Origin of the sequence: Pseudomonas sp. FSL W7-0098, from assembly GCF_005930585.1 — a bacterium.
Classification (GTDB): domain Bacteria; phylum Pseudomonadota; class Gammaproteobacteria; order Pseudomonadales; family Pseudomonadaceae; genus Aquipseudomonas; species Aquipseudomonas bubulae.
The window spans coordinates 482,751-507,748 of the sequence record NZ_RXHW01000001.1 but is presented as its reverse complement, the minus strand read 5'-3'; the positions used below and the strand labels follow the sequence as shown (position 1 = coordinate 507,748).

Sequence of the window (24,998 nt, the reverse complement as noted above, 5' to 3'; positions counted from 1 at the left end):
TGAGGGCGAGGGTGCGGCTTTCACACATGCGGCGTGGCATGGCCCTTGACCTGCGGGCTGGCGTACTGCGGCTTGAGCAGGCCCTGGTTGTCCAGCAACCAGGCATCCATCACCTTGCGCACCACCGGGCCGGCCACCCGGCCACCGGCTTCGCCGTTCTCGATCATCACCGAAATCACGATCTGCGGATCTTCCGCCGGGGCAAAGCCAACAAACAGGGCGTTGTCCCGATTGCGCTCGGCGGTCTTGAGGCGGTTGTAACGCTCGCCCTGCTTGATTGCCACCACCTGCGCCGTACCGCTTTTGCCGGCAATCCGGTATTGCACGCCCTGGGCTGCTGCCCGGGCAATACCGCGCGGGTCGTGCATCACCAACTGCATGGCGTGATTGACCTGATCCCAGTCCCGCGGATCACGCAGCACCAGATTGGGGATCGGGTGTTCATCCACCGGTGGCGTACCGTCCACGGTCCTGGCCAGGTGCGGACGGTTCCATACGCCCTTGTTGGCAATCAGCGCGGTGGCCTGGGCCAGTTGCAGCGGGGTAACCTGCATATAACCCTGGCCGATGCCCAGGATCACTGTTTCGCCAGGGAACCATGCTTGACGGCGGGTGCTGCGCTTCCACTCGCGGGACGGCATCAGGCCAGATGACTCTTCAAACATGTCCAGCGAGACTTTTTGCCCCAGCCCGAATTCGGCCATGTAATCGTGCATGCGGTCAATGCCCAGCTTGGATGCCAGGTCGTAAAAGTAGGTGTCGTTGGAGCGCATGATCGCCGCGTTCAAATCCACCCAGCCGTCACCACTGTGGTTCCAGTTGCGGTATTTGTGGTCGACATTGGGCAACTGGAAATAGCCGGGGTCAAACACCCGGGTCGAGGCGGAAATTACGCCGCTGTCCAGCCCTGCAATCGCCACCTCGGGCTTGATGGTCGATCCCGGTGCATACAGCCCGCGCAGGGCCCGGTTGAACAGCGGTTTGTCGATGGAATCGCGCAAGCCCGAGTAGTCCCTGGAACTGATACCGGTCACGAACAGGTTGGGGTCGAAACTCGGTTTGCTGACCATCGCCAACACCTCGCCGGTTTTCGGGTCCAGGGCAATGATCGAGCCACGGCGGTCGCCCAGGGCATCCTCGGCGGCTTCCTGCAATTTGATATCCAGGCTCAGCACGATGTTCTTGCCCGCCACCGCATCGGTGTGGCGCAGCACGCGCATGACCCGGCCCTGTGCATTGGTTTCGACTTCTTCAAAACCGACCTGACCGTGCAGTTCGTTCTCATAGAAGCGTTCGATGCCGGTTTTGCCGATCGATTGGGTGCCACGGTATTGAGTGGCATTCAGCTGCTTGGCTTCTTTCTCGTTGATGCGCCCGACATAGCCGACTGAGTGGGCAAAGTGATCGCCCTGGGGATAGTGGCGTACAAATTGCGCCTCGACATCGATACCCGGCAGGCGGAACTGATTGACGGCCAGCAGGGCGATCTGATCTTCCGTCAGCTCGTACAGCAGGGTTGAAGGGTCAAACGGGTGGCGCGCCTGTTTCATCGCCTTGGCAAATACGGCGCGATCTTCTTCGGGCAAGTGCAGGATGCTGATCACCGAATCCAGCACCTTGGCGGTATCGCCAGCCCGCTCGCGGGTGATGGTCATATTGAAGCTGGGCTGGTTATCGGCCAGCAGCACGCCGTTGCGGTCATAGATAAAACCGCGCTCCGGGGGGATGGGCAACACGTGCACCCGGTTGTTCTCGGAGACCGTGGAGTTGTAGTCGAACTCGGTGACTTGCAGAAAATACATGCGACCGATCAGGGCGCAGCTGATAGCCAGCACCAGCGCCGCACAGGCGATCAGTCTTTTATTGACCAGCCGTTTTTCGGAATCGTGATCTTTAAGAGGGATCGGCTCAGGCATATCCGGGGTGTCTCGCGTCAGAAAACAGATAGCAGCAGCCAGCAGGTCGTTAGCTGGCTACGAAATTCGGCGCACACCTTACCAAGAAGCCTGTGCTTGAGTCAGTTTATTGGCCGAAATGTGGATGAAAGCCGACGGGCAGTGGGCCTGCTGAGTGGCTTTGGACTCCGACCAAGAAAGCGTGTAGTCCTCTCCTCCCTTCGAGCGAAAAGGACTACAGCCAAGCCACGCTTAAGCTGGCGGGGATACATGTGCCCGCAGACTGTTAATACATTTATTGAAATGTATCAGCCACTGTAAACGGGATATCCAGTTGGGCACCCCAGGCAGGTAACTTCCAATCCCTTGCAGCGAGTTGAATACGGCCTCTTAGGTTGCCTTTAAGCCCAGGATTGTCTTGAGGGTGGTATTCGATGTTCCAATAGCTGTAACCCGGTTGAGCACAGCCAGTCGCGGAGTTTAAAGAGCGTTTTGCACAGCCCCCGTTGCTGCGTGTGCCCCGGAAAGTGAGGTAACTGATTTTATTTGATTGATCCCAGGCAGGCACGATCAGTTTCGTGTAGTTGGAGTCTGCCCATGTCAAGTCCACAGGGCCTTCATTGATGTTGTATGCGACGTATGCAATATTTTTTGCACTACCATCCTGCATCTGGCCATGTGTTGAACTTGCACTGTTTGCCGCGATAGCCCAGTTATTGCGGGTGTCAGCTCCTACAGGTTGTAAAGGTTGTGCCAGTTCCATGTTTGCGATGGTCTTGCTGGCTTCGGCTGAGTAAGCCACCCCCCATTTGTCGAAAAAGCTTCTTAGGTCACGGCCGGAAAAACGACTGGCATTGACAACGAACCAATCTTTTTTCTTGGCGTTGGTATTGAAAGCAGTCGCGTTGTCTGCATAGTTGAACTCTTTACGAAAAGCTTTTCCAAGTTGGGGGTAAAGGTTCTCATAGGAGGCCGCCAATTGGTTGAACATGACCGAGCGATTAAAGTCACCTCCTTCAATTGCGCCGTCAAAGTTATAAGCCTTGCCTGATTTTAAATAGTTGCCCACGGATTCCCGATCCCAGGTTTTGTCCGAGTAGGCAGCGCCCGGATGACAGTCCTTCAATTCATACGACCCTTGAAGGCGACGGCAAGCGGCGACTGAGTAAAGGTTGACCGTAACTTCCGAGAGCCCCCCCCACGTCCATCCGACCTGATTCATGTGGCCGTATTCATGCCAGTAACCCCATGAGGTGGGAACGGCAGCTCCGCCAAAGTTGATCTTGATGAGTCCCTGGCCACCTGATGCACTGCAACATGCAGCATAAGAAGCATTGATCAAGCCTGGCGTGGGCAAGTCGAGCGGGGCCGCTATCGACTGACTGTCAAATCCATTGAGCCGGTCGTTTACCAGTGTCATGAGCAGGTGCTCGCGCATTAACCGCATAATGTCAATGTTCTTGTTGCGGTTAGCGACTTTAGCTGGCATGTAGAAGCGGGTCCGCCCGTCGAATAACAGCACCTCTCCTGATGGATTGGGCTGTTGGCTGAGGGTTGTTTTCCATTCTTCTTTTGTTGTTATGCCAAAAATAAACATCGGTACATGTTGTGCATTGCCCTTGTTGACGTGTAGGGGAATCATTTTTCCGGCGTTCTGCATGTCGCGTGTCGGGTCTTGGCACGAAAGCAGCAGAGTCCCATTTCTGGAGGCTGTGTAAGTGACCGTGTACTCGGTCGGGGCAGCAGGGAGCCTGAGCTCATCATGTAAACTTGAAGGCACATTGAAGTCTGGGATGGTCCAGGCACTGCAAGTTATATTGCTGTCGGATGGGGTTCTTGTGATTTCTACAGACTGTGAGGTGCTCAAAAATACAGGGGTAGTAAAAAAACCATGCCTGCCATGCATGCTTGTCCTGTTTCGTCCATTAGTATGACCTTCGGTTACAGGTACTTTGTAATTTCCTGAGGTGTCGCCAGTATATTGCTCTAGTGTTTTGCGGATCCAGTAGAGGGGTGTCAGAGGATCATTGCTGTCTGTGAGGGCCTTGTCGGGATCGCTGTTCAATAATTGTGGTGAAAGGTTGAATTCTGCCAGGGCTTCGACGAATCCGGGCTTTGACTCGTGACTTCTCCACCACAGTGTTTGCTCCTGCGCTAGAGCAGGGGTGAATGCACTCAAGGAACATAGGCTGCCAAGTAACATTGCGCTAATACAGTTGATGTTCATATCTTTCGGTCTTTTCATAGTTGTTTGTAGGGAAAGATACCGGCGTAGTCTGCCAGCTCCCTCAGATTGCATGAGCTTGGTCTTGGGGAATAGAGTTTTTTTCTTGTGATTTAGTAGGCATTTTAATGTTGTAGTCGTAAGTTGTAGGTAAAGTTAGCCAGGCTTGATATGTAAGCGGCCTGTATCAAAAAGCATGTTGAATACGGGACAATGAAGTAAAATCCCTGTTTTTAGAGGAAATCGACCCTTAATGCTGTCTCTGATCGACTGGTACCCTCATGCACCTTTGCAGCCTTTAAACGTAGAGTGGCTGCAGCAGGCCGGGATCGAAGCAGCCGTATTGCGGCTGGACCTTATCGACCCGCTGATCAGCGGCAACAAGTGGTTCAAGCTCACTGACCATTTACGCAGGGCACGGGCAGCAGGGGCTGACGGGCTGATCAGCCTGGGCGGCGCCCATTCCAATCATTTGCATGCCCTGGCAGCTGCCGGCAAGCGTTTTGGCTTTGCCACCGTGGGGCTGTTGCGCGGTCACCCTCAACAAACCCCCACCACGCTCGACCTTGAGCGCTTTGGCATGCAACTGCACTGGCTGGGATTTGCCGGGTATCGGGCGCGGCATGAGCCGGACTTTTGGCAACCGTGGCACGCCCTGTACCCGAACCTGCATCAGGTGCCCGAGGGGGGCGGCGGGCTGGCGGGTGCCCTGGGTTGCATGCCGTTGGTAAGCAGGGTGCGCGAGCAATTGGCGACTATAGGTTGGCAAGATTACGACGCTTGGTGGCTGGCCGCGGGGACCGGCACCACCCTGGCCGGGCTGGTGCTGGGCGAGGAGGGTAGGCGTCGGGTATATGGCGCGCTGGCGGTTCCCGAGGACCACGGCGTGGCCCCGCAGGTTGAGGCCATTTTGCAGGCTGGCGGGCTGCAGGAGCGTAATTTTGAGCTGGTCGATGCCAGTCGTGGCGGTTTTGCCAAGGTGGACGACGCCTTGCTGGCGTTTATGCGGGCCAATGAAGTGGCCAGTGGCATACCACTGGAGCCGCTTTACACGGCCAAGGCTTTGATGGCACTGGCCCAGGCGGTTGAAAAGGGGGGCATTACACGGGGAATGCGTGTGGTGTTTGTTCACACCGGCGGCCTGCAAGGCCGCCGGGGGTTTGACCTGGGGCTTTAAGAACGCCCGGGCAACATGCGCAGCAAAGTGTTGTCCTTGATCAGATAGTGATGCCCCAGACCGGCCACGGCATGCAGGCCGATCAGCCAGTAACCGATGGTACCGCCCAGTTCATGCCAGCTCTTGATCTGCTTGGCGAAGTCCGGGTCCTTGGCGGTCAGGGGCAGGATATCGAAACCATAAAAGTACACCGGCTTGTCGTTGTAGCTCAGCACCAGGTAACCCAGCACCGGCATGGCGATCATGAACAGGTACAACGCCCAGTGCATCAAAGTGGCCAGAGCGGTCTGCCAGGCGGGTGGTGTCGGGGTGATTTTCGGCGCAACGCCCAGGGTTCGGGCCAGCAGCCTTAGCCAGACCAGTGCAAACACCGTCAACCCGAGCATGAAGTGCGCATCCTTCATCAGGTTGCGCCCGTCGCTGTCCTTGGGGAAGATCCCGCGAAACTCGATCGAGGCGTAGATCAATATAAACAGCAGCACCATCAGCCAGTGCAGGGCGATGGACATCCGGCTGTAGTGATGGGCGGTGCTTTTCCAGGTCATGGTGGTTCCTCACGGTTCAGGTCTAAAGTCCCCGTTCTTGTTGACGGAGTTCCTTTACTCTAAGTGGCCTGAGCAATCTTGCACTTGAGATGTGTCAGTTTTCAGGGCTTCCCGGCACATTAGGCCAAAGATCGGAAACCAGAAACAGGCGTTCAGCCTCTTCCCAGTCGCCCTCATCGTTTTCAGTCAGGCGAACCAGCAGCTGCGCCGGTGCTTGCGGGTGCAGTTCTGCCAGCCAGATATCCAGCTGTTGTGCCGCCCATATCCCCTCAGCACCATAGCGCGCCGGAGCCAGCCAGGCATGCCGGGGCAGGGGTTGCCAGCAACCGGTGGCGCTCTGGCGGATAAACGCCGTCCAGTCGCGCTGATGCAACCAGCGCCCGCGCAGGTGTTGCGGGTTGGCACCGGCTGGTGGTCGGGCCTGCCCTGGCCACGGATACAGCAGGTAGCCGCCAAGCCACAAATGGGCGCTGAACGCCTGCACATCCAGCCCGGCCAGCACTTCACGGCTTTCCGGGCGGCTGGACATGGGTAGCTGGTGCTGGCAGAAATGCTTGAGCTTGCGGTCCAGGCGGTCATTGCTGCCGGGGCCTAGCCATTGCGCAGGGTCTGCGCCATCACCGTCCTGGGGGCCGAGGTAGAGTTTGATCGCCAGTTCCAGATGATGCACGCCGTCGCGGTCTCGCAGCACTAAATCGAGCTCACCCAGGGTATGCCCGCCCAGGCGGATCGGCAGGTTCGCGGCAATCAGCTCGACGCCCGGGGCATGCTGCACTGCAAACTGCCACAAGCGCTCGTAATAGCGCCCCAGACGTCGGGTGGTGGCCAGTTCGAGCCAGTGCAGGAGTGGTTGGCAGTTGCGGTCCAGCTCGCGCAGCCAGTGCTCCAGTTGCTCCGGCGCCTGGACCCAGTCGCTGCCTGCCAATGGATGGCGTTGGGGCCAGGGGGTATGGGTCAGCATCGGTGGTGCGAGGATCACCCACGCCAGATCGCGCACCTCGGGGTGGCGCAATTGATGGGGCAGGTTGAGCAAGTCGGGGAAGAGGGTCATTGTGCGAGCATAGCCGTTCACGGGGCTGAAAGGGTTTTGTCTATCGTCGTCTTTCGCCCATAATCGTTATTTTCGCACGCATAGAATCCCGCAGGAGCCCCATGGAGCAATTTCGTAATATCGGCATCATAGGTCGTCTGGGCAGCTCGCAAGTGCTCGATACGGTTCGCCGACTGAAAAAATTCCTGCTCGAGCGGCATATGCACGTGATCCTTGAAGACACGATCGCCGAGGTGTTGCCCGGTCACGGCCTGCAAACTTCGTCACGCAAAATGCTTGGCGAAGTCTGCGACATGGTGATTGTGGTCGGCGGCGATGGCAGTTTGCTGGGCGCCGCCCGCGCGCTGGCCCGGCACAATGTACCGGTGCTGGGTATCAACCGTGGCAGTCTGGGCTTTCTGACCGATATCCGTCCCGATGAACTGGAAGTCAAAGTTGCTGAGGTGCTTGACGGCCACTACCTGGTTGAAAACCGTTTTCTGCTGCAGGCCGAAGTGCGCCGTCACGGCGAAGCCATCGGCCAGGGCGATGCCCTCAATGATGTGGTGCTGCACCCGGGCAAGTCCACGCGCATGATCGAGTTCGAACTGCATATCGATGGCCAGTTCGTCTGCAGCCAGAAGGCCGACGGCCTGATCGTGGCCACGCCCACGGGCTCAACGGCCTATGCCATGTCAGCGGGCGGCCCGATCATGCACCCCAAGCTCGACGCGATCGTGATTGTGCCCATGTACCCGCATACCCTGAGCAGCCGCCCGATCGTGGTCGATGGCAACAGTGAGTTGAAAATAGTGGTGGCCAAGGACATGCAGATCTACCCGCAGGTTTCGTGTGATGGTCAGAACCACTTCACCTGTGCGCCGGGCGACACCATCAACGTCAGCAAAAAAGCGCAAAAACTGCGCCTGATTCATCCTTTGGACCACAACTACTACGAAGTGTGTCGGACCAAGCTTGGCTGGGGTAGCCGACTGGGCGGCAGGGCTGACTGATGCTCGATCCAGCGCGCAGTTACGATCTGATCGGTGACGTGCATGGCTGTGCTCATACCCTTGAGCACCTGCTGGAGCGTCTGGGCTATCGAAAACTCGCCGGTATCTGGCGACACCCGCAACGGATGGCGGTGTTTCTGGGTGACATTATTGATCGCGGCCCGCGCATTCGCGAGTCGCTGCATATTGTCTACGACATGGTACGCAGCGGTCAGGCCCTGTGCCTGATGGGTAACCATGAATTCAACGCGCTGGGCTGGTGCACACCCGCGCCAGCCGGAAGTGGCAAGCAGTTTGTGCGCGAGCACACGCCGCGCCATGCCCGGCTGATCCACGAAACCCTCGAACAGTTCGACAAGTATCCCGCTGAATGGCGCGAGTTTGTGCAGTGGTTTTACGACATGCCGCTGTTTGTCGATGCCGGGCGCTTCCGGGTGGTACATGCCTGCTGGGACAGCGAAGTGATCGCCACCCTGCGTGCGCAATACCCCGACGGCTGCATTGACGAGGCCTTCTTGCAGGCCGCGGCGGTGTCGGACAGCTTTGCCAGCCTGAGCTTCAACCGCCTGTTGCGTGGCACTGACATGCGCCTGCCGGGGGGCATGACCCTGACCGGTGGCGACGGCCTGACGCGGGCATTCTTTCGCACCAAGTTCTGGGAAGACGACCCCAAGACTTACGGCGATATCGTTTTCCAGCCGGACGCGCTGCCTGAACGGGTGGCACAGCAGCCGCTGTCCTCCACTGAAAAAAGTGCCCTGTTACGTTACGGCATTGATGAACCGCTGTTGTTTGTCGGGCACTACTGGCGCAGCGGCCGGCCCGCGCCGATCCGTCCGAACCTGGCGTGCCTGGATTACAGCGCGGTGTTGTACGGCAAACTGGTGGCTTATCGCCTTGACCAGGAAACCCGGCTCGATCCGGACAAATTTGTATGGGTGAATGTAGATCGCCCTGAGGCCATTCAATGAGTGTTGTAGCGGTATTGCGTTTGCCGTTGTCTGTGGACCTGAGCGGTTTTGTTGCTTTGCTGCGGCGCATGCAGGTGCCCCATCGGGTCAGTGAAGAGGCAGGCGAGCAGGTGCTGTGGGCACCTGAGTCCATTGCCGACGACGTGCGCAGCCTGTACCAGCGTTTTCCGCTGGGTGACCCCGATCACGCCTTACCCGTTGTCGAACGGCCGCAGGCCATGACCCGCCCGGGTTTTGCGCAGCAGCTGCGCGATAGCCCGGCCACAGCCATCGTGTTGCTGCTGTGCGTAATCGTGGCCGCGGTGACGCAACTGGGTGACAATTTGTCGGCCCTGAGGTTTTTCACGTTTCTGGACTTCAGCATTTATGGCCAGTACATCGACTTTGTCCCCTTGTCTGACAGCCTGGCGTCCGGGCAGTGGTGGCGACTGTTTACGCCGATGTTGATTCACTTCGGTTTCCTGCATATCGCCATGAACGGCATGTGGTACTGGGAGCTGGGGCGGCGCATTGAAATGCGCCAGGGCAGCGTCAACCTGATCGGCTTGAGCCTGTTGTTCAGCCTGGTGTCCAACTTCGCCCAGTACCTGGTGGGCGGCCCGAACCTGTTTGGCGGGTTGTCGGGGGTGTTGTACGGGCTGTTGGGGCATGTCTGGATCTATCAGTTGATGGCGCCAAACCCCCTGTATAACCTGCCGCGCGGTGTGCTGGTGATGATGCTGGTGTGGCTGGCATTGTGCATGTCGGGGCTGGTGTCGATGATCGGCTTTGGCCAGATCGCCAATGCCGCCCATGTGGGCGGACTGGTCATCGGTTGCCTGACCGGCTTGCTGGGCGGGCTTTGGGCGCGGCGCAGGCAGGCTGTATAAAGTTTCGAATTGTCGCGTGGGAGCGGGCTTGCTCGCGATGGGTTCAACCCGTTGATTCAGATGCACCGAGTTGCCTGAATCGCGAGCAAGCCCGCTCCCACAGATAGAAATGCCATCTGATTTTTAAAGAGCGGAAACAGAACCATGTCCTCTTTCAACGAAATGATTCAAAACATCACCCCCGAGATCTACCAGAGCCTGAAACTGGCCGTGGAAATCGGTAAATGGGCGGACGGCAACAAACTCACTGCCGAACAGCGCGAGCTGTCGTTGCAGGCGATGATTGCCTGGGAAGTGCAGAACCTGCCTGAAGACCAGCGCACCGGTTATATGGGCCCGCAGGAATGCAGCTCGAAATCGGCGCCGGTGCCCAATATCCTGTTCAAGTCGGATGCCATCCATTGATTGAGATTGGTCGCGGTGCAATCAGCAAGATGTCGGCAAGCCTGGAAACGCCGACCGTTCAATATGCGTTCCGTTTGGGCGATACCGAGGTGCCGGTCAATCCCTTGATTGGCACTAAACTGCGTCTGGAATACCTGGGGGAGATCAACTGCTCTCACTGCGGGCGTAAAACCAAGAAGAGCTTCAGCCAGGGCTACTGCTACCCGTGCATGACCAAGCTGGCACAATGTGATGTGTGCATCATGAGCCCGGAGCGTTGCCATTATGACGCGGGCACTTGCCGTGATCCGTTGTGGGGCGAGCAGTTCTGCATGACCGATCATGTGGTGTATCTGGCCAACTCCTCCGGGGTCAAGGTGGGCATTACCCGTGCCACCCAGTTGCCGACCCGCTGGCTCGACCAGGGTGCCAGCCAGGCATTGCCGATCGTGCGCGTGGCGACCCGTCAGCAATCGGGGTTTGTCGAAGACCTGTTCCGCTCGCAAGTGGCTGACCGGACCAACTGGCGTGCACTGCTCAAGGGCGACGCAGCGCCGGTAGACCTCGCCGCAGTGCGTGCGCAACTGTTCGAGAGTTGCGCCGAAGGCCTGCACACCCTGCAGGAACGTTTCGGCCTGCAAGCGGTACAGCCTTTGCATAGCGTCGAGCCCATCGAGATTTGCTACCCGGTCGAGCAGTATCCGACCAAGATTGTCAGCTTCAATCTGGATAAAGATCCGATCGTCGAAGGCACGCTGATGGGGATCAAGGGCCAATACCTGATCTTTGACACCGGCGTTATCAATATCCGCAAATACACGGCCTACCAGCTGGCCGTGCATCAGTAAAAGGACTCCAGCATGCGCACCGAACAACCGCAAATGATCTACCTGAAGGACTACCAGGCGCCCGATTACCTGATCGACGAGACGCACCTGACCTTCGAGTTGTTCGAGGATCACACCCTGGTTCATGCGCAACTGCTGATGCGCCGCAACCCGGCCCGTGGCGCCGGCCTGCCGGCCCTGGCGCTGGATGGCCAGCAGCTGGAGCTGCTGTCGGTCAGCCTCGACGATATCGAATTGACCGCCGAGGATTATCAGCTCAGCGACAGCCACCTGATCCTGCACCCGACCAGCGAACAGTTCGTGGTCGATACCAGCGTGCGCATCCACCCCGAATCCAACACCGCGCTGGAAGGCCTGTACAAGTCCGGCGGGATGTTCTGCACCCAGTGCGAGGCCGAAGGCTTTCGCAAGATTACCTATTACCTCGACCGCCCGGACGTGATGAGCAAGTTCACCACCACCGTGGTGGCCGAGCAGCACAGTTACCCGATTCTGCTGTCCAACGGTAACCCGATCGCCAGCGGCCCCGACGAAGACGGCCGGCACTGGGCAACCTGGGAAGACCCGTTCATGAAACCGGCGTACCTGTTTGCACTGGTGGCCGGTGACCTGTGGTGCGTCGAAGACACCTTCACCACCATGAGCGAGCGCAGCGTGGCGCTGCGCATTTATGTCGAGCCGGAAAACATCGACAAGTGCCAGCACGCCATGACCAGCCTGAAAAAATCCATGCGCTGGGACGAAGAGACCTACGGTCGTGAATACGATCTGGACATCTTTATGATCGTGGCCGTCAACGACTTCAATATGGGCGCCATGGAGAACAAGGGTCTCAATATCTTCAACTCCAGCGCCGTACTGGCCCGCGCCGAAACCGCCACCGATGCCGCGCACCAGCGGGTCGAAGCCATCGTCGCCCACGAGTACTTCCACAACTGGTCGGGTAACCGCGTGACCTGTCGCGACTGGTTCCAGCTGTCGCTCAAGGAAGGCTTCACGGTGTTCCGTGATTCCGAGTTCTCGGCCGACATGAATTCGCGCACCGTCAAGCGCATCCAGGACGTGGCCTACCTGCGCACTCACCAGTTCGCCGAAGACGCCGGCCCCATGGCCCATGCCGTGCGCCCGGAGAGCTTTATCGAGATCTCCAACTTCTACACCCTGACCGTTTACGAGAAGGGTTCTGAGGTGGTGCGTATGATCCACACCCTGCTGGGCGCCGAGGGTTTTCGCAAAGGCAGTGACCTGTACTTCGAGCGTCATGATGGCCAGGCGGTGACCTGCGACGACTTTATCAAGGCCATGGAAGATGCCAATGGCGCCGACCTGAGCCAGTTCAAGCGCTGGTACAGCCAGGCAGGTACACCGCGGCTGGCCGTCAGCGAGCACTACGATGCGCAACAACACACCTATAGCCTGACTTTTGCGCAAAGCTGCCCGGCAACTCCGGACAAGATCGAAAAACTGCCGTTCGTCATTCCGGTCGAACTGGGCCTGCTGGACGCCGGGGGTAGTGAAATTGCCCTGCAACTGGCGGGCGAAGCTGCGGCCTCGGGCACCAGCCGCGTGCTGTCAGTGACTGAAGCCGAACAGACCTTCACCTTTGTCGGCATCAACGAAAAACCGCTGCCGTCCCTGTTGCGCGGGTTCTCGGCACCGGTGAAGCTGAGCTTCGATTACAGCCGTGACCAGTTGATGTTCCTGATGCAGCACGACAGCGACGGGTTCAACCGTTGGGATGCTGGTCAGCAACTGGCGGTGCAGGTGCTGCAAGAGTTGATTGCACAGCATCAGCGCGGTGAAGCACTGGTCATGGATCAGCGTCTGGTCGAGGCGTTGCGCACGGTGCTGGGCAATGAGCAACTGGATCAGGCAATGGTGGCAGAGATGCTCTCGCTGCCGGGCGAAGCCTATCTGACCGAAATCAGTGACGTGGCCGATGTCGAAGCCATCCACGTTGCCCGCGAGTTCGCTCGCAAGCAACTGGCAGACAGCCTGTTCGACGCCCTGTGGACGCGTTACCAGGCCAACCGCGAAGTGTCCAAAGCCACGCCTTATGTGGCTGAAGCCGAGCACTTTGCCCGTCGCGCACTGCAAAATATCGCGCTGTCCTACCTGATGCTCAGCGGCAAGCCGCAAGTGTTGGCGGCGGCGCTGGAGCAGTTCGAGCACAGCGACAACATGACCGAACGCCTGACGGCGCTGGCCGTGCTGGTCAACTCGCCCTACGAGGCGGAAAAAGCTGCGGCGCTGGCCAGTTTTGCCGAGCAATTCAAGGACAACCCGCTGGTCATGGATCAATGGTTCAGCGTGCAGGCGGGCAGCACCTTGCCCGGCGGTTTGCAGCGCGTGCGCGAGCTGATGCAACATCCGGCGTTCACCATCAAGAACCCGAACAAAGTGCGGGCCCTGGTGGGTGCCTTTGCCGGGCAAAACCTGATCAACTTCCATGCTGCGGACGGTTCGGGCTATCGTTTCCTGGCGGACCTGGTGATCGAACTGAATGGTTTCAACCCGCAGATTGCCTCTCGGCAACTGGCGCCGTTGACCCGCTGGCGCAAGTACGACGCTGCACGACAGGCGCTGATGAAGGCAGAGCTTGAGCGCATCCGCAGCTCGGGCGAACTGTCCAGCGATGTGTTTGAAGTGGTCAGCAAAAGTCTGGCGTAACGCCTGGACGTAAAAAAGGCGCTGTCCGAGTGATCGGGCAGCGCTTTTTTTTATGGTTTTTTGTCGCCCAGAGTGATCAAGCGTGACACAGGCACTTTATCAATCACTGCCGTGTAATTGACTGGCCCTTTGAGTTCCTTGATGTCGTTGTCGATATAACCACGCCGGGAGTAGTCGACAGAGGCGATTTGCTTGCCATTGCGATAAATGTGCACGGGCTTGTCTGCGCTGCCATCGCCATTCCAGGTCAGATTCACCTGTGCTGCGTCAGGCGCTAACCGGGCAGAGAATAGCCTTGCACCCAGAGGCCCGGTCAGGGGCAGACCGTCCATGGCATGCCGGGCAGGTACGGGCTCGATGCCAAAATGGGCCAGCAGGGTCGGAGTAATATCCGCCTGGCTGGCAAAACCGTAGAGGTTGTCGTGGCCCGGATTGTCCGGATTGGTGATGGGGCGGGTAAGTTGCTCGTTGGCGGGTTTGTTGAGTGCGATAAACGTGGTTTTCTCGCTCAGGGTTTGGGCGCCATGATTACGCCCATCGGGCAGGCGCCGGCCATGATCAGTTGTCACCAGTACTAGCCAGTCTTCATCGGGGTTGCTTTGTTTACGGCGCTTGAGTGCCGACAGTAACTGGCCGACCTTGTCGTCGACGCCCTGGATTGCGGTCTGATAGCGGGTTGAAAAACCGTATCTATGGCCGACATTATCAGGCTCGTCGAAGTGCGCGAAAACCAGGTCCGAGCGACCATATTCAAGCTCATAGCTGGCCTTGTCGGCGACGCATTGATCGACGTCGGAGCATTTGATGGCAAGGTCGATAAAGCCTTGGGCAATATCATCGGCGAAGTTGTTGTTGATGGTATTCCAGCTGACAATGCTGCTCGTCTTGCGTTCAGGATCCGCCTGCTTGAGTTGCTTGAACAGGCTGGGCGCTTTGTTGCGCCATGCGTTGTTGTTGGAGGGGACTTTATGTCGGTCTACCCAGGTGCCGGTCAGTATTGTCGTCCAGCCCGGGCCGCTACCGGTAGTTTGCTCTGTCGCAGTTCCGTCAATCCCTCCGATGTAACTTTTGGCGGGGTTCAGGCCGGCAATATGGGGGGCCATATTATTTTGAATGGCTTGCTGAAGTTTTTCGTATTGCATGCCGTCGACACCAATCAACAAGGCCTTGTGGCTTTTGTAGTTTTGGGCGTCGGAGGTATCAGGGGGCGCGGCATGGGACAACATGACGGTGAATGTCAAACCCAGGCCGGTAGCGATAGATAAAGCAATATGGGTATGGCTCATGGCAGATCTCACTCAGTGAGTTGAACACGAGACGAATATGTAAGGGCTGTATGTCACTGACATTACGTTATTGCCAGCTTTAAATGCAGGATATTTCAGTACCCGGCACGTTCATACGCAGTTCATGTCGGGCCAGGGGAACTGGCCCGGCACTTCATCAGAACTTCCAGCTCACCGATGCCGTGACGTTGCGCGGGGAGCCGTAGTTGCTTTGCCCGTAACGTACGCTTTGCAGGTATTTCTCGTTGGTCAGGTTGTCGAGGTTGAGCTGGGTGCTCCAGTGCGGGTCGATATCATAGCTGGCCATCAGGCCCACCAGCATATAGGCAGCCTGGTTTGCTGCCGGGGCGTCGTCGTTCTCGACCTTGCTTTGCCACTTGAGGCTGCCGCCCACTTTCACCTGCGGTGCCATCGGCAGCTTGTAGGCCATGGAGGTGGTCAGGGCATTGCGCGGTATAAACTTGCGCCCGCGGTTGTTGTCGGCATCGGTGATATAGACGTAGGTATAGCCCCCGCTGATTTGCAGGCCCGGCGCCAGTTCGCCCGAAGCTTCCAGTTCTACACCGCTGCTCTTATACGACATGCCGTCATACAGGTAACCGCCCAGGGAAGGGTTGAAACCTGAGTAGGTGGCAACGTTATCCTGCTTGGTATGAAATACCGCTGCCGAAACGTCCAGTTTCTTGTCCAGCAGATGCCCCTTGATCCCGGCCTCGTAGCTCTTGCCTTCCAGCGGGTCGAGCACCTGGCCCTGGGTATTGAGGTAGTACTGCGGGTTGAAAATCTTGGTGTAGCTGGCATACAGCGAGTACTGCGGCGTCAGGTCATAGACTACGCCAGCGTACGGGGTGACTTTGCCATGAATGCTCACGTCCCGCCCCGAACCGTAGTTTTCACCGTCGCTGTCGGCACTGAGCATGCGCGCACCGACGATCAGGTGCAGGTCGTCGGTAAGGCTCAACCGTGTACCGGCGTAGAGACTCTTCTGGCGGTCGGTGTAATTGGAGGTCGCGTCGGCATTGGCCATGTTGTAAGCAGGCTTGGGGATGACGCCGTTGAGGGCATCTTCCAGCGACACCGGGGTGTAGTACGAGGAGGTGCCGTACAGCGAGGTTTCCTGGGTACGGGAACGGGCCACGTTGGCGCCGAAGGTCAACTGGTGCTCGCGGCCGCCCAGGCTGAAAGGCCCGCTGAACGAGAGGTCGCCATCCAGCTCGCGGGTCTTGCCTTTGTAGTTGGAGGCCAGCCCGGTATAGCCGGTGCCAGAGGCGCTGTTGGCATAGATGTAGAACATGTCGGTGTCTTCGCGATGCTCCATGGCGGTTACGGTCAGCGTGGACTTCCAGTCATTGGCGAAGTGGTGCTGCCACTCGGCGAAGGCGCGACTGGTGCGTACATCCCAGTACACCCAGGGCTGGGCAATGTTGGCACTGGTGCTGCTGTAGTGCAGGGCGTTGCCGCTGCTGTCGGTGAGCGGCAGGGAGCCCCAGCTGGCACCGTTGGCATTGCTTTTCTGGTCTTCATAACCGACGGTCAGCGTGTCGTCGTCACTCAGGTCGAAGGCGAGCATGCCACTGAAGATGTTCTTTTCCCGGGAATAACGATCCAGATAAGAGTTGCCCACTTCGTTGGCATAGATCACTCGCCCGCGCACATTGCCCGCATCGGTCAGCGGCCCGGAGACGTCGAGATCGACCCGGCGCTTGTCCCAGGAGCCGGCGCTGACGCTGACCTTGGCCTCAGGCTCATAGGTGGGGCGTTTGCGGATAAAGTTAACCGTGGCCGACGGGTTGCCAGTGCCGGTCATCAGGCCGTTGGCGCCGTGCAATACATCAACCTGCTCGTAGGGTGCGGTGTCGATATCACCCACCAGCACGCCGCCGGTGAGCCCCATGCCCATGCCGTCGTACTGGAAGTTGGTGATGTCGAAACCGCGGGCAGTGAAGTAAGTCCGGTCGGTCTCGACCTTTTGCACGTTGACTCCGGGGGTACTGTCCAGCACATCGCGAATACTGTTGAGCTTGAAGTCGTCAAGTTGCTCGCGCTTGATGCTGGTGATGCCCTGGGGTGTTTGCCCGGCGGTGAGGTTCAATCGCGTGGTAGTGGCGGCGGGTTTGGCTTGATAGCCCGGTGGTGCATCTTCACTGTCGGCGGTGCCGGTGACGCTGGTGGAAGGCAGGTTCAAGGTGTATTCGTCGGCTGATGCCGAATTGAGCATGCCCAGTGCGACAAGTGTAAGGGCGGACGTCGGAAGGCTGAACAGTGAGCGCATGATCTGCGGATACTCCGGGCTGGAACTGCGTAAACGAGAATTAGTTACAAAGTTTTACATTTGTGCAAATGATAATCAATGCTCTTAACTATTCTTTACGCATTGTTGCAAAATCCTTGCTGCGGTCTTTTTATCGGGCACCTCGGCGCCTCGACCAAACGCCGCCTGCCGAGTATCTGCAAAATCTCGCCAACGGCTCTGCGTGAAGGCTATAAACTGTCAGCCTGTGTGGTTCCGGCTTGAAGCGTCGGAGCCGGTTCATCATCGATAGCGAGTAGTGCATTCATTAAATGAGCAACCCCACCTCTACCTCTAAAGCCAACTGGCAGCCTGTAATCGCGCTGGCGCTGGCCGCTTTTGTGTTCAATACCACCGAGTTTGTGCCGGTGGGGCTGCTGAGTGCGATTGGCGCAAGTTTTGACATGGCCACGGCCCGGGTCGGGCTGATGCTCACCATCTATGCCTGGGTGGTGTCACTGGCTTCCTTGCCGATCATGCTGGTGACGCGCAACGTTGAGCGGCGCAAGTTACTGCTGGTGCTGTTCGGGTTGTTTATCGCCAGTCATGTACTGTCGAGTCTGGCGACCAGCTTCGGCATTTTGTTGCTTAGCCGGATCGGCGTGGCGCTGTCCCATGCGCTGTTCTGGTCGATAACAGCCTCTCTGGCGGTGCGTCTGGCGCCTGAGGGCAAGCAGGTGCAAGCGCTGGGGTTGCTGGCCACCGGTACTTCGCTGGCGATGGTGATGGGGGTGCCCCTGGGCCGTTTGCTGGGCGAGGCCATGGGCTGGCGTACCACTTTTCTGGTGATCGCAGCGCTGGCGGTGTTGCTGGTGCTGTGGTTGGCGCGCACTTTGCCGTTGCTGCCAAGCCAGAATTCCGGCTCGCTCAGAAGCTTGCCGGTGCTGTTCAAGCGCCCTGCACTGGTGGCTGTGTATCTGTTGACGGCGGTGGTGATCACGGCGCAATTTACCGCGTACAGCTATATCGAACCCTTTGTGCAGAACGTGGCGGGTATGAGCGGCGCTACCGTGACCCTGATCCTGCTGCTCTTCGGCGGTGCGGGGATTTTCGGTTCGCTGTGTTTTAGCTGGTTCCACAAATACAGCCCGCTGGGCTTCCTGCTGACCGCTGTGGGCCTGATCGCGCTGAGCCTGCTGTTGCTGTTGCCGGCCAGCAACTGGATTGAATCCCTGGGGGTGTTGAGCATCATTTGGGGGATGGCGATCATGGGCTTTGGCCTGGCGATGCAGTCCAAAGTACTGACCCTGGCGCCGGACGCGACGGATGTGGCGATGGCGATGTTTTCCGGTATCTACAATATCGGCATTGGCGGCGGGGCATTGCTGGGCAGTTCGGTGGGCAGCCATTTCGGTTTTGCCTGGATCGGGCTGGCAGGTGGTTCGCTGGCGGGGCTGGCGTTGGTGTTCTACGCCTGGACCATGTACCGGCTAAACCGCAGCGCCGCACAGGCCTGACATACCGGGGCTTTGGCGCAAGGCTAGAGCCCCGGCAGGTTTACACGATGATCAGCACCCTCCCGATCGCAGCCTCGTTCCACTCGTCAACGACTACAACATGGAGTTGGTGGCGAGGCAGAAGAGACAACCCCTGATCTCAGGATTCAAACCTTTGAATCCTGAGATCGGCAGAACCTGAACAAACACGCTGTCGAGATGCTCCAGGCCATAGAGTGCAGCCTGGAGTTACTTGTCAGCGGCCACAAAGTCCCGGTTTCAGGCTTGCACTTTGATTGGCACGGGTAATCACCGTGATGACCGCCAATGCCGCAATGACCAGTCCCGGTGAAGTCGCCAGCAGCACCCCGGTCGTTCCGGCCCCGGCGGCGAGGATCTGACCTGCTGCCAAGGGACCTGCAACCGAACCCAGGCGCCCGATAGCGACTGCAGCGCCGACGCCGGTTGCCCGTACGGCTGTCGGATACAGCGGCGGAGCCATTGCATAGAGCACCAACTGCGCCGCCATTACAAACAGGCCCACAGCAAAGCCTGCAGTGGCCACGGGCACAATCCCTACCGAAAAGCCGATCCCGGCCAGTGATGCGAGTAGCCCGGCATAGACGCCCAGAACCACCTTGATCGGGTTGCAGCGGTCCAGCAGCAGGCCGCCGAGCAAGGAGCCCAAAGCACCGCCTATGTTGAACAGCATTTGCACCATGCCCGCTTGCGGCTTGGTGAAACCCTGGGCGAGCAGCAGTGTGGGCAGCCAGTTCAGCAACATGTACATCACGGTCAGGGTAAAGAAGTAACTGAGCCACAACGCCAGGGTCGAACGGCCACGACCTTCACCAAACAGTGCCTGGCCCGTAGACACGCGCAAAGCCTGGCTGGCGTCCTGGCGGAAAACCCGGGACTCGGGCAGCAGGATGATCATCAGCGGCACGACAAGCAACGGGGCTAGCCCGCCGATGATAAAGGTGGTTTGCCAGTGGTCATGGGAGAACATCGCCACTACCGCTGCCATTGCGCCACCCAGTGGCACGCCGCAATACATGATGCTGATCGCTGTGCCACGACGGCGTTCGTCTACCGCTTCAGCACATAGGGCGATCAGGTTGGGCAGGGCAGCTCCCAGACCAAGGCCCGTCATGAATCGCACCAGCAGCAAGTGGTAGTAGCTGTCTACATAGGCGGTCAGCAGGGAGAAGACGCCAAACAGGATGACCGCGCCGATGAGGATCTTTTTACGGCCGACTCGATCGGCAATCCAGCCGCCGAAGAATGCACCGGGCAGCAGGCCGATGATCCCGACACTGAACACCCAGCCCATCATTTTCGGGTCCAGGTCAAAGGTTTGACGCAGGCCGGCGGCGGCAGTGCCCGCGGCTTGCAGGTCAAACCCTTCGATAAGCGCAACGATAAAGCACAAAGCGATTGTCAGCGTCGAACGATGCTGTGGAGTGTTCATGGACGAACCTCGTTATTGTTTTTGTAGGGGGGCTTTCAGCGAGCCAAATAAAGATTAACAAAGATAACTAAAAAAAGAAGCTGCGAAGGTATTTGCTAAAAAATCAGCTTAAACGTGTTTAAAACAGGCTTTTAGCCAGTGCGTGCCTGTAATTATCAAAAATAGATAAGAAACATAATGTTCGATTATCGATCATTCAAGATTGACGTTGCTTTGACTTGTTTCCATTCTCTGGCCCAGGAAACGCCATGAGAGCGTTCTGGTTCTGTCAAAAACAACAATAAATGGACATTCAATATGCATACGCTCAACCAAGGCGCCCTGCGCTTGTTCCCGCTTTCGTGCATTGCCCTGTGCCTGCTCAGTACCCCTGTTTGGGCCCAGGGATTTATCGAAGACAGTCACGCCACCCTGACCTTGCGCAACTACTACATGGACCGTGATTACAAGGACGATGGCGTCAAGACCGCAGCGCGGGAATGGGCCCAGGGCTTCATTGCCAACATGGAGTCGGGCTTTACCGAGGGCACGGTCGGTTTCGGGCTGGATGTGCGTGGTCTGCTGGGGGTCAAGCTGGACTCTTCGCCTGACCGCAGCGGCACCGAACTGCTGCCGGTCAATAGCGACAAACAGGCTGCGGATGAGTACTCGCGACTGGCCTTCACCGGCAAGCTGCGTTTTAGCCAGACCACGCTCAAGACCGGTGATGTGTCGATTTTTCTGCCGTTTGCCTTTGCCAGCCCGTCGCGGCTGTTGCCCCAGACCTTTCGCGGGACCACCGTCAGCTCCAAAGAAATTGACGGCCTGACCTTCAACACCGGATATATCGACGCGATCAACAAACGTGACTCCACCAACTACCAGGCCATGACTATCGCGTCGCCCAATGGCCGATTCAAGGGCTCGGCTGAAACCTCGCACCTGGCTTACGGCGGTGGTGATTATCAGGTCAACAAGAACCTGAGCGTGCGCGCCTACCATGTCGAGGTGGCGGATTTGTACAAGCAAAGCACCCTGGCATTGCTGCACGATCTGCCCCTGGGTGATGGCGTGCTGACCACCGACCTGCGCAGTTTTTTCAGTGATGAGGCGGGCAGTGCCAAAGCAGGCAAGGTCGACAACATCAACGCATCGGCGCTGTTGGGTTATCGGCTGGGAGGGCATCGTTTAAGTGTGGGCTACATGCATTCCAGCGGTGATACGGCGACGCCTTACATCTCGGGTACAGAGTTGATGGGCATGAGCGAAATGACCATGAGTTCGGATTTTCTCAATGCCAAGGAGCGCACCTGGCAGGCCATTTACGACTACGACTTCACGGCGGTGGGGGTAGTGGGATTGAAAGGGCGGTTGCGTTATGTGCGCGGTGACAATATCGAACTGGCGTCCTTGAATGCGGATGATCGCAAGGAGCGCGAGTTTCAGATGGAGCTGGGGTACGTGATTCAGAGCGGGCCGCTGAAAAACCTGGGCCTTTTGGCGAGGAAGTCTATTTACCGCAATGACTTCCCGGCAGGTGCGGCCTTTCGCGACGAAAACCAGACCCGCTTCCTGGCCATCTATACCTTGCCGATTTGGTAGGGCCAATTGTCTATTTGCTGGAGAGCCGTGCGAGGCCCTGCGCGTGTTGCGGTTTTGCGACCGCTTCACGCTCGAACGTAGCCTCGTTCTACTCGTCAACTGCTACGCAGTGGCATGAGTTGTGAAATACGTAGCAGCTGACGAGCCGTGCGAGGCTGCGTTCGGCTGCGCAGCAGTCGTGAAATCAGCTTTCACTATTGATCAGGCACTGCGCATGTTGCGGATTTGGTAGCTACAGCGCTGGGCTATTCCTGATACACCTTTTTCAGCAGGCGCAGCAGTTCTTCACGCTCGGCGCTATCCAGCGCCGAGGTCGCGTCGATGTCGCTTTGGGCAGCGATGGCCTTGAGCTCTTTGAGCAGGGCTTCGCCGGTCTTGCTCAGGAATATGCCGTAGGAGCGCTTGTCGGGTTTGCAACGAACCCGTACCGCCAACGCCCGACTCTCCAGCTTGTTCAACAATGGCACCACTTGCGGGGGCTCAATCGCCAGCGCCCGGGCCAGGTCCGCCTGCATCAGCCCGGGATGCTGATCAATGATCGCCATTGCCGAAAACTGCGCCGGACGCAGGTCGTGGGTCGACAGCCGGTTGATCAGGTTCTGGAAAAGCTTGAGCTGGGCGCGGCGCATGGCATAGCCGATCAGTTCGTCCAGCGCGGTGTCCAGAGGAGCCTGTACGTCCGGGCTTTCAGGCATGGCCTCTTGGGCGACGACAGGGGTGGCTGGCTTGGCCATAAATAGAGGGGTCCTTGCTCGAATGAAGTTAATAAACGTATCTAGTTTGCCGCGGTTGCTGGTTGATAGCCATCGCTGCGTTATTTTACGAGCGTTTGCCGCAAAAAAAATTGGTTAATTTAATTAATGGTTAATTGACATAACTAATTATGCCGGTTAGTTTTCACTCATCTTCAAGCGAACAACAAGAGAGCAATCGCTATGAGCCAATACGAAGGCCGCTGGAAAACCGTCAAAGTCGAAATCGAAAACAGCATCGCCTGGGTGATACTCAATCGTCCGGAAAAACGCAATGCCATGAGCCCGACCCTGAACCGTGAAATGATCGACGTGCTGGAAACCCTCGAGCAGGACCCGCAGGCGGGTGTTTTGGTGTTGACCGGCGCGGGCGATGCCTGGACGGCGGGCATGGACTTGAAGGAGTACTTTCGCGAAGTGGACGCTGGCCCCGAGATTCTTCAGGAGAAAATCCGCCGTGAAGCGTCGCAGTGGCAATGGAAGTTGCTGCGCATGTACGCCAAGCCAACGATTGCCATGGTCAATGGCTGGTGCTTTGGTGGTGGTTTCAGCCCGCTGGTGGCGTGCGACCTGGCCATCTGCGCTGACGAGGCAACGTTCGGCCTGTCGGAAATCAACTGGGGCATTCCACCGGGCAACCTGGTCAGCAAGGCTATGGCAGACACCGTAGGCCATCGCCAGTCGCTGTACTACATCATGACCGGCAAGACCTTCGACGGGCGTAAAGCCGCCGAGATGGGCCTGGTCAATGAGAGCGTACCGCTGGCGCAGTTGCGTGAAGTCACCATTGAGCTGGCGCGCAATCTGCTGGAGAAAAACCCGGTTGTACTGCGTGCGGCCAAGCATGGCTTCAAGCGTTGCCGCGAACTGACCTGGGAGCAGAACGAAGATTATCTGTACGCCAAGCTCGACCAGTCGCGACTGCTGGATACCGAAGGCGGGCGTGAGCAGGGCATGAAGCAGTTCCTCGATGACAAGAGCATTAAGCCAGGCCTGCAAGCCTACAAGCGCTAATCTCGCTGTTCAGGGTGCGCCGGGCGCACCCTGTAAATGAATTCCCGATAACGACAATAAAGAGGAATCACCATGTTGGACGTGCCCCTGCTCATTGGCGGAAAGTCGTGCCCGGCCCGTGATGGTCGAACGTTCGAACGCTGCAACCCGGTGACGGGTGAGGTGGTATCACGCGTGGCCGCCGCCACCCTGGAAGATGCCGATGCCGCAGTTGCCGCGGCTCAGGCTGCTTTTCCCGTGTGGGCCGCGTTGGCGCCCAATGAACGGCGTACCCGGTTGCTCGCTGCTGCCGAGTTGATGCAGGCACGGGCGAGCGAGTTTATCGAGGCAGCGGGTGAAACCGGGGCTATGGCCAACTGGTACGGGTTCAACGTCAAGCTGGCGGCCGGCATGCTTCGTGAAGCCGCCTCCATGACCACCCAGATCAACGGCGAAGTAATCCCCTCCGATGTGCCCGGCAGTTTTGCGATGGCCTTGCGCCAACCCTGTGGCGTCATCCTGGGCATCGCGCCCTGGAATGCCCCGGTGATTCTGGCAACCCGTGCTCTGGCCATGCCGCTGGCGTGCGGCAACACCGTGGTGCTCAAGGCTTCCGAGCTGAGCCCGGCCGTTCACCGGCTGATTGGCCAGGTATTGCAGGACGCGGGACTGGGCGATGGCGTGGTCAACGTGATCAGCAATGCTCCGGTAGATGCGCCGGCGATTGTAGAGCGACTGATCGCCAATCCGGCGGTGCGTCGGGTCAACTTTACCGGCTCAACCCACGTGGGGCGCATTGTTGCCGAGCTGGCAGCCCGTCACCTCAAGCCGGCCCTTCTTGAGCTGGGGGGCAAGGCGCCGTTTCTGGTACTGGATGACGCTGACCTTGACGCCGCAGTCGACGCCGCAGCCTTTGGCGCTTACTTCAATCAGGGCCAGATCTGCATGTCCACCGAGAGGCTGATCGTGGACAGCAAGGTGGCGGATGCCTTTATCGACAAGCTGGCAGCCAAGGTTGCCACCTTGCGCGCCGGTCATCCCCAGGCGGACGACTCGGTACTCGGCTCGCTGGTGGACGCCAGCGCCGGTGTGCGGATCAAGGCGCTGATCGACGATGCGGTCGGTAAAGGCGCGCGGCTGGTGGTGGGTGGTCAGGTCGATGGCAGCATCATGCAACCAACGTTGCTCGATGGTGTGACCCCGAGTATGCGCCTGTACCGCGAAGAGTCTTTTGGCCCGGTTGCCGTGCTACTGCGCGGGGACGGCGATGAGGCCTTGCTGAGTCTGGCCAACGATTCGGAGTTCGGTTTGTCGGCGGCGATTTTCAGTCGGGACACCGGGCGTGCCCTGGCACTGGCCCAACGGGTCGAATCGGGCATTTGCCATATCAACGGCCCTACGGTCCACGATGAAGCGCAAATGCCCTTTGGTGGTGTCAAGTCCAGCGGTTACGGCAGTTTTGGCGGCAAGGCGTCGATCGAGCAATTCACCCAGTTGCGCTGGATCACCTTGCAGAACGGGCCGCGCCACTACCCGATCTGATTGTCTGCACAAGGCATAACA

Annotated in this window: 19 protein-coding genes; 11 read left to right on the top strand and 8 right to left on the bottom strand. The window is 58.3% G+C overall.

The features are described 5' to 3' along the window. Positions 1-20 precede the first annotated feature (20 nt). On the bottom strand, positions 21-1,916 hold the full coding sequence (gene mrdA, locus FHL07_RS02230) for a penicillin-binding protein 2 (RefSeq protein WP_095000391.1): 1,896 nt from the start codon (positions 1,914-1,916) through the stop codon (positions 21-23). Between the two features lie 274 nt (positions 1,917-2,190). After that, a complete protein-coding gene (locus tag FHL07_RS02225) occupies positions 2,191-4,122 on the bottom strand; it encodes a M60 family metallopeptidase (RefSeq protein ID WP_176464262.1) in 1,932 nt (643 codons plus the stop codon). Positions 4,123-4,372: 250 nt separating this feature from the next. Between FHL07_RS02225 and FHL07_RS02220 the strand changes: the two genes are divergently transcribed. Further along, complete coding sequence (locus FHL07_RS02220; protein WP_138738040.1) at positions 4,373-5,296, top strand: 1-aminocyclopropane-1-carboxylate deaminase/D-cysteine desulfhydrase; 924 nt, start codon at positions 4,373-4,375, stop codon at positions 5,294-5,296. On the opposite strand, the gene FHL07_RS02215 is transcribed toward FHL07_RS02220, so the two are convergent. Both FHL07_RS02215 and FHL07_RS02210 read right to left on the bottom strand, forming a co-directional pair. Then, positions 5,293-5,841 carry a cytochrome b gene (locus FHL07_RS02215; protein ID WP_095000388.1) on the bottom strand — a complete coding sequence of 183 codons (549 nt, stop codon included), beginning with the start codon at positions 5,839-5,841 and terminating at the stop codon, positions 5,293-5,295. The two genes, FHL07_RS02220 and FHL07_RS02215, sit on opposite strands and share 4 nt — an antisense overlap. Before the next feature lie 94 nt (positions 5,842-5,935). Further along, positions 5,936-6,892 (bottom strand): DUF1853 family protein, encoded by a 957-nt coding sequence (locus tag FHL07_RS02210; protein WP_138738039.1) that lies wholly within the window; start codon positions 6,890-6,892, stop codon positions 5,936-5,938. Between the two features lie 101 nt (positions 6,893-6,993). Here FHL07_RS02210 and FHL07_RS02205 point away from each other — a divergent pair, with 101 nt between their 5' ends. The 6 genes from FHL07_RS02205 (at position 6,994) to pepN (ending at position 13,626) form a co-directional block, all read left to right on the top strand. Then, positions 6,994-7,884 carry an NAD(+) kinase gene (locus tag FHL07_RS02205; RefSeq protein ID WP_095000386.1) on the top strand — a complete coding sequence of 297 codons (891 nt, stop codon included), beginning with the start codon at positions 6,994-6,996 and terminating at the stop codon, positions 7,882-7,884. Next, the gene (locus FHL07_RS02200) at positions 7,884-8,855 is read left to right on the top strand and encodes a metallophosphoesterase (RefSeq protein WP_095000385.1); all 972 of its coding nucleotides are present in this window, start codon (positions 7,884-7,886) and stop codon (positions 8,853-8,855) included. Before FHL07_RS02205 ends, FHL07_RS02200 begins: the two co-directional genes overlap by 1 nt. Beyond that, on the top strand, positions 8,852-9,724 hold the full coding sequence (locus tag FHL07_RS02195; RefSeq protein WP_138738038.1) for a rhomboid family intramembrane serine protease: 873 nt from the start codon (positions 8,852-8,854) through the stop codon (positions 9,722-9,724). The genes FHL07_RS02200 and FHL07_RS02195 overlap by 4 nt, the downstream gene beginning before the upstream one ends. A 144-nt stretch (positions 9,725-9,868) precedes the next feature. Continuing rightward, on the top strand, positions 9,869-10,129 hold the full coding sequence (locus FHL07_RS02190) for a YeaC family protein (protein ID WP_016780738.1): 261 nt from the start codon (positions 9,869-9,871) through the stop codon (positions 10,127-10,129). Continuing rightward, positions 10,126-10,956 carry a DUF2797 domain-containing protein gene (locus FHL07_RS02185; protein ID WP_095000383.1) on the top strand — a complete coding sequence of 277 codons (831 nt, stop codon included), beginning with the start codon at positions 10,126-10,128 and terminating at the stop codon, positions 10,954-10,956. The genes FHL07_RS02190 and FHL07_RS02185 overlap by 4 nt, the downstream gene beginning before the upstream one ends. A 12-nt stretch (positions 10,957-10,968) precedes the next feature. After that, the gene (pepN, locus tag FHL07_RS02180; RefSeq protein ID WP_095018021.1) at positions 10,969-13,626 is read left to right on the top strand and encodes an aminopeptidase N; all 2,658 of its coding nucleotides are present in this window, start codon (positions 10,969-10,971) and stop codon (positions 13,624-13,626) included. Between the two features lie 50 nt (positions 13,627-13,676). Here pepN and FHL07_RS02175 read toward each other — a convergent pair whose 3' ends face one another. Both FHL07_RS02175 and FHL07_RS02170 read right to left on the bottom strand, forming a co-directional pair. Further along, positions 13,677-14,912: an alkaline phosphatase family protein gene (locus tag FHL07_RS02175; protein WP_138738037.1), complete on the bottom strand. Its 1,236-nt coding sequence runs from the start codon at positions 14,910-14,912 to the stop codon at positions 13,677-13,679. A gap of 157 nt (positions 14,913-15,069) precedes the next feature. Beyond that, positions 15,070-17,184 carry a TonB-dependent siderophore receptor gene (locus FHL07_RS02170; RefSeq protein ID WP_138738036.1) on the bottom strand — a complete coding sequence of 705 codons (2,115 nt, stop codon included), beginning with the start codon at positions 17,182-17,184 and terminating at the stop codon, positions 15,070-15,072. A gap of 290 nt (positions 17,185-17,474) precedes the next feature. On the opposite strand from FHL07_RS02170, the gene FHL07_RS02165 reads away from it, so the two are divergent. Next, positions 17,475-18,659, top strand: coding sequence for a sugar transporter (locus FHL07_RS02165; RefSeq protein WP_095000379.1), 1,185 nt, complete (start codon positions 17,475-17,477; stop codon positions 18,657-18,659). 235 nt (positions 18,660-18,894) lie between these two features. On the opposite strand, the gene mhpT is transcribed toward FHL07_RS02165, so the two are convergent. After that, on the bottom strand, positions 18,895-20,109 hold the full coding sequence (mhpT, locus tag FHL07_RS02160; protein ID WP_095000378.1) for a 3-(3-hydroxy-phenyl)propionate transporter MhpT: 1,215 nt from the start codon (positions 20,107-20,109) through the stop codon (positions 18,895-18,897). A gap of 297 nt (positions 20,110-20,406) precedes the next feature. On the opposite strand from mhpT, the gene FHL07_RS02155 reads away from it, so the two are divergent. Then, complete coding sequence (locus tag FHL07_RS02155) at positions 20,407-21,690, top strand: OprD family porin (protein ID WP_095000377.1); 1,284 nt, start codon at positions 20,407-20,409, stop codon at positions 21,688-21,690. A gap of 245 nt (positions 21,691-21,935) precedes the next feature. Here FHL07_RS02155 and FHL07_RS02150 read toward each other — a convergent pair whose 3' ends face one another. Next, positions 21,936-22,424 (bottom strand): MarR family winged helix-turn-helix transcriptional regulator, encoded by a 489-nt coding sequence (locus tag FHL07_RS02150; RefSeq protein ID WP_095020016.1) that lies wholly within the window; start codon positions 22,422-22,424, stop codon positions 21,936-21,938. A 201-nt stretch (positions 22,425-22,625) separates the two neighbouring features. Here FHL07_RS02150 and FHL07_RS02145 point away from each other — a divergent pair, with 201 nt between their 5' ends. Beyond that, positions 22,626-23,456, top strand: coding sequence for a p-hydroxycinnamoyl CoA hydratase/lyase (locus FHL07_RS02145; protein ID WP_095020015.1), 831 nt, complete (start codon positions 22,626-22,628; stop codon positions 23,454-23,456). A gap of 72 nt (positions 23,457-23,528) precedes the next feature. Further along, on the top strand, positions 23,529-24,977 hold the full coding sequence (locus FHL07_RS02140) for an aldehyde dehydrogenase (RefSeq protein ID WP_095000375.1): 1,449 nt from the start codon (positions 23,529-23,531) through the stop codon (positions 24,975-24,977). The last annotated feature ends 21 nt before the right edge of the window (positions 24,978-24,998 follow it).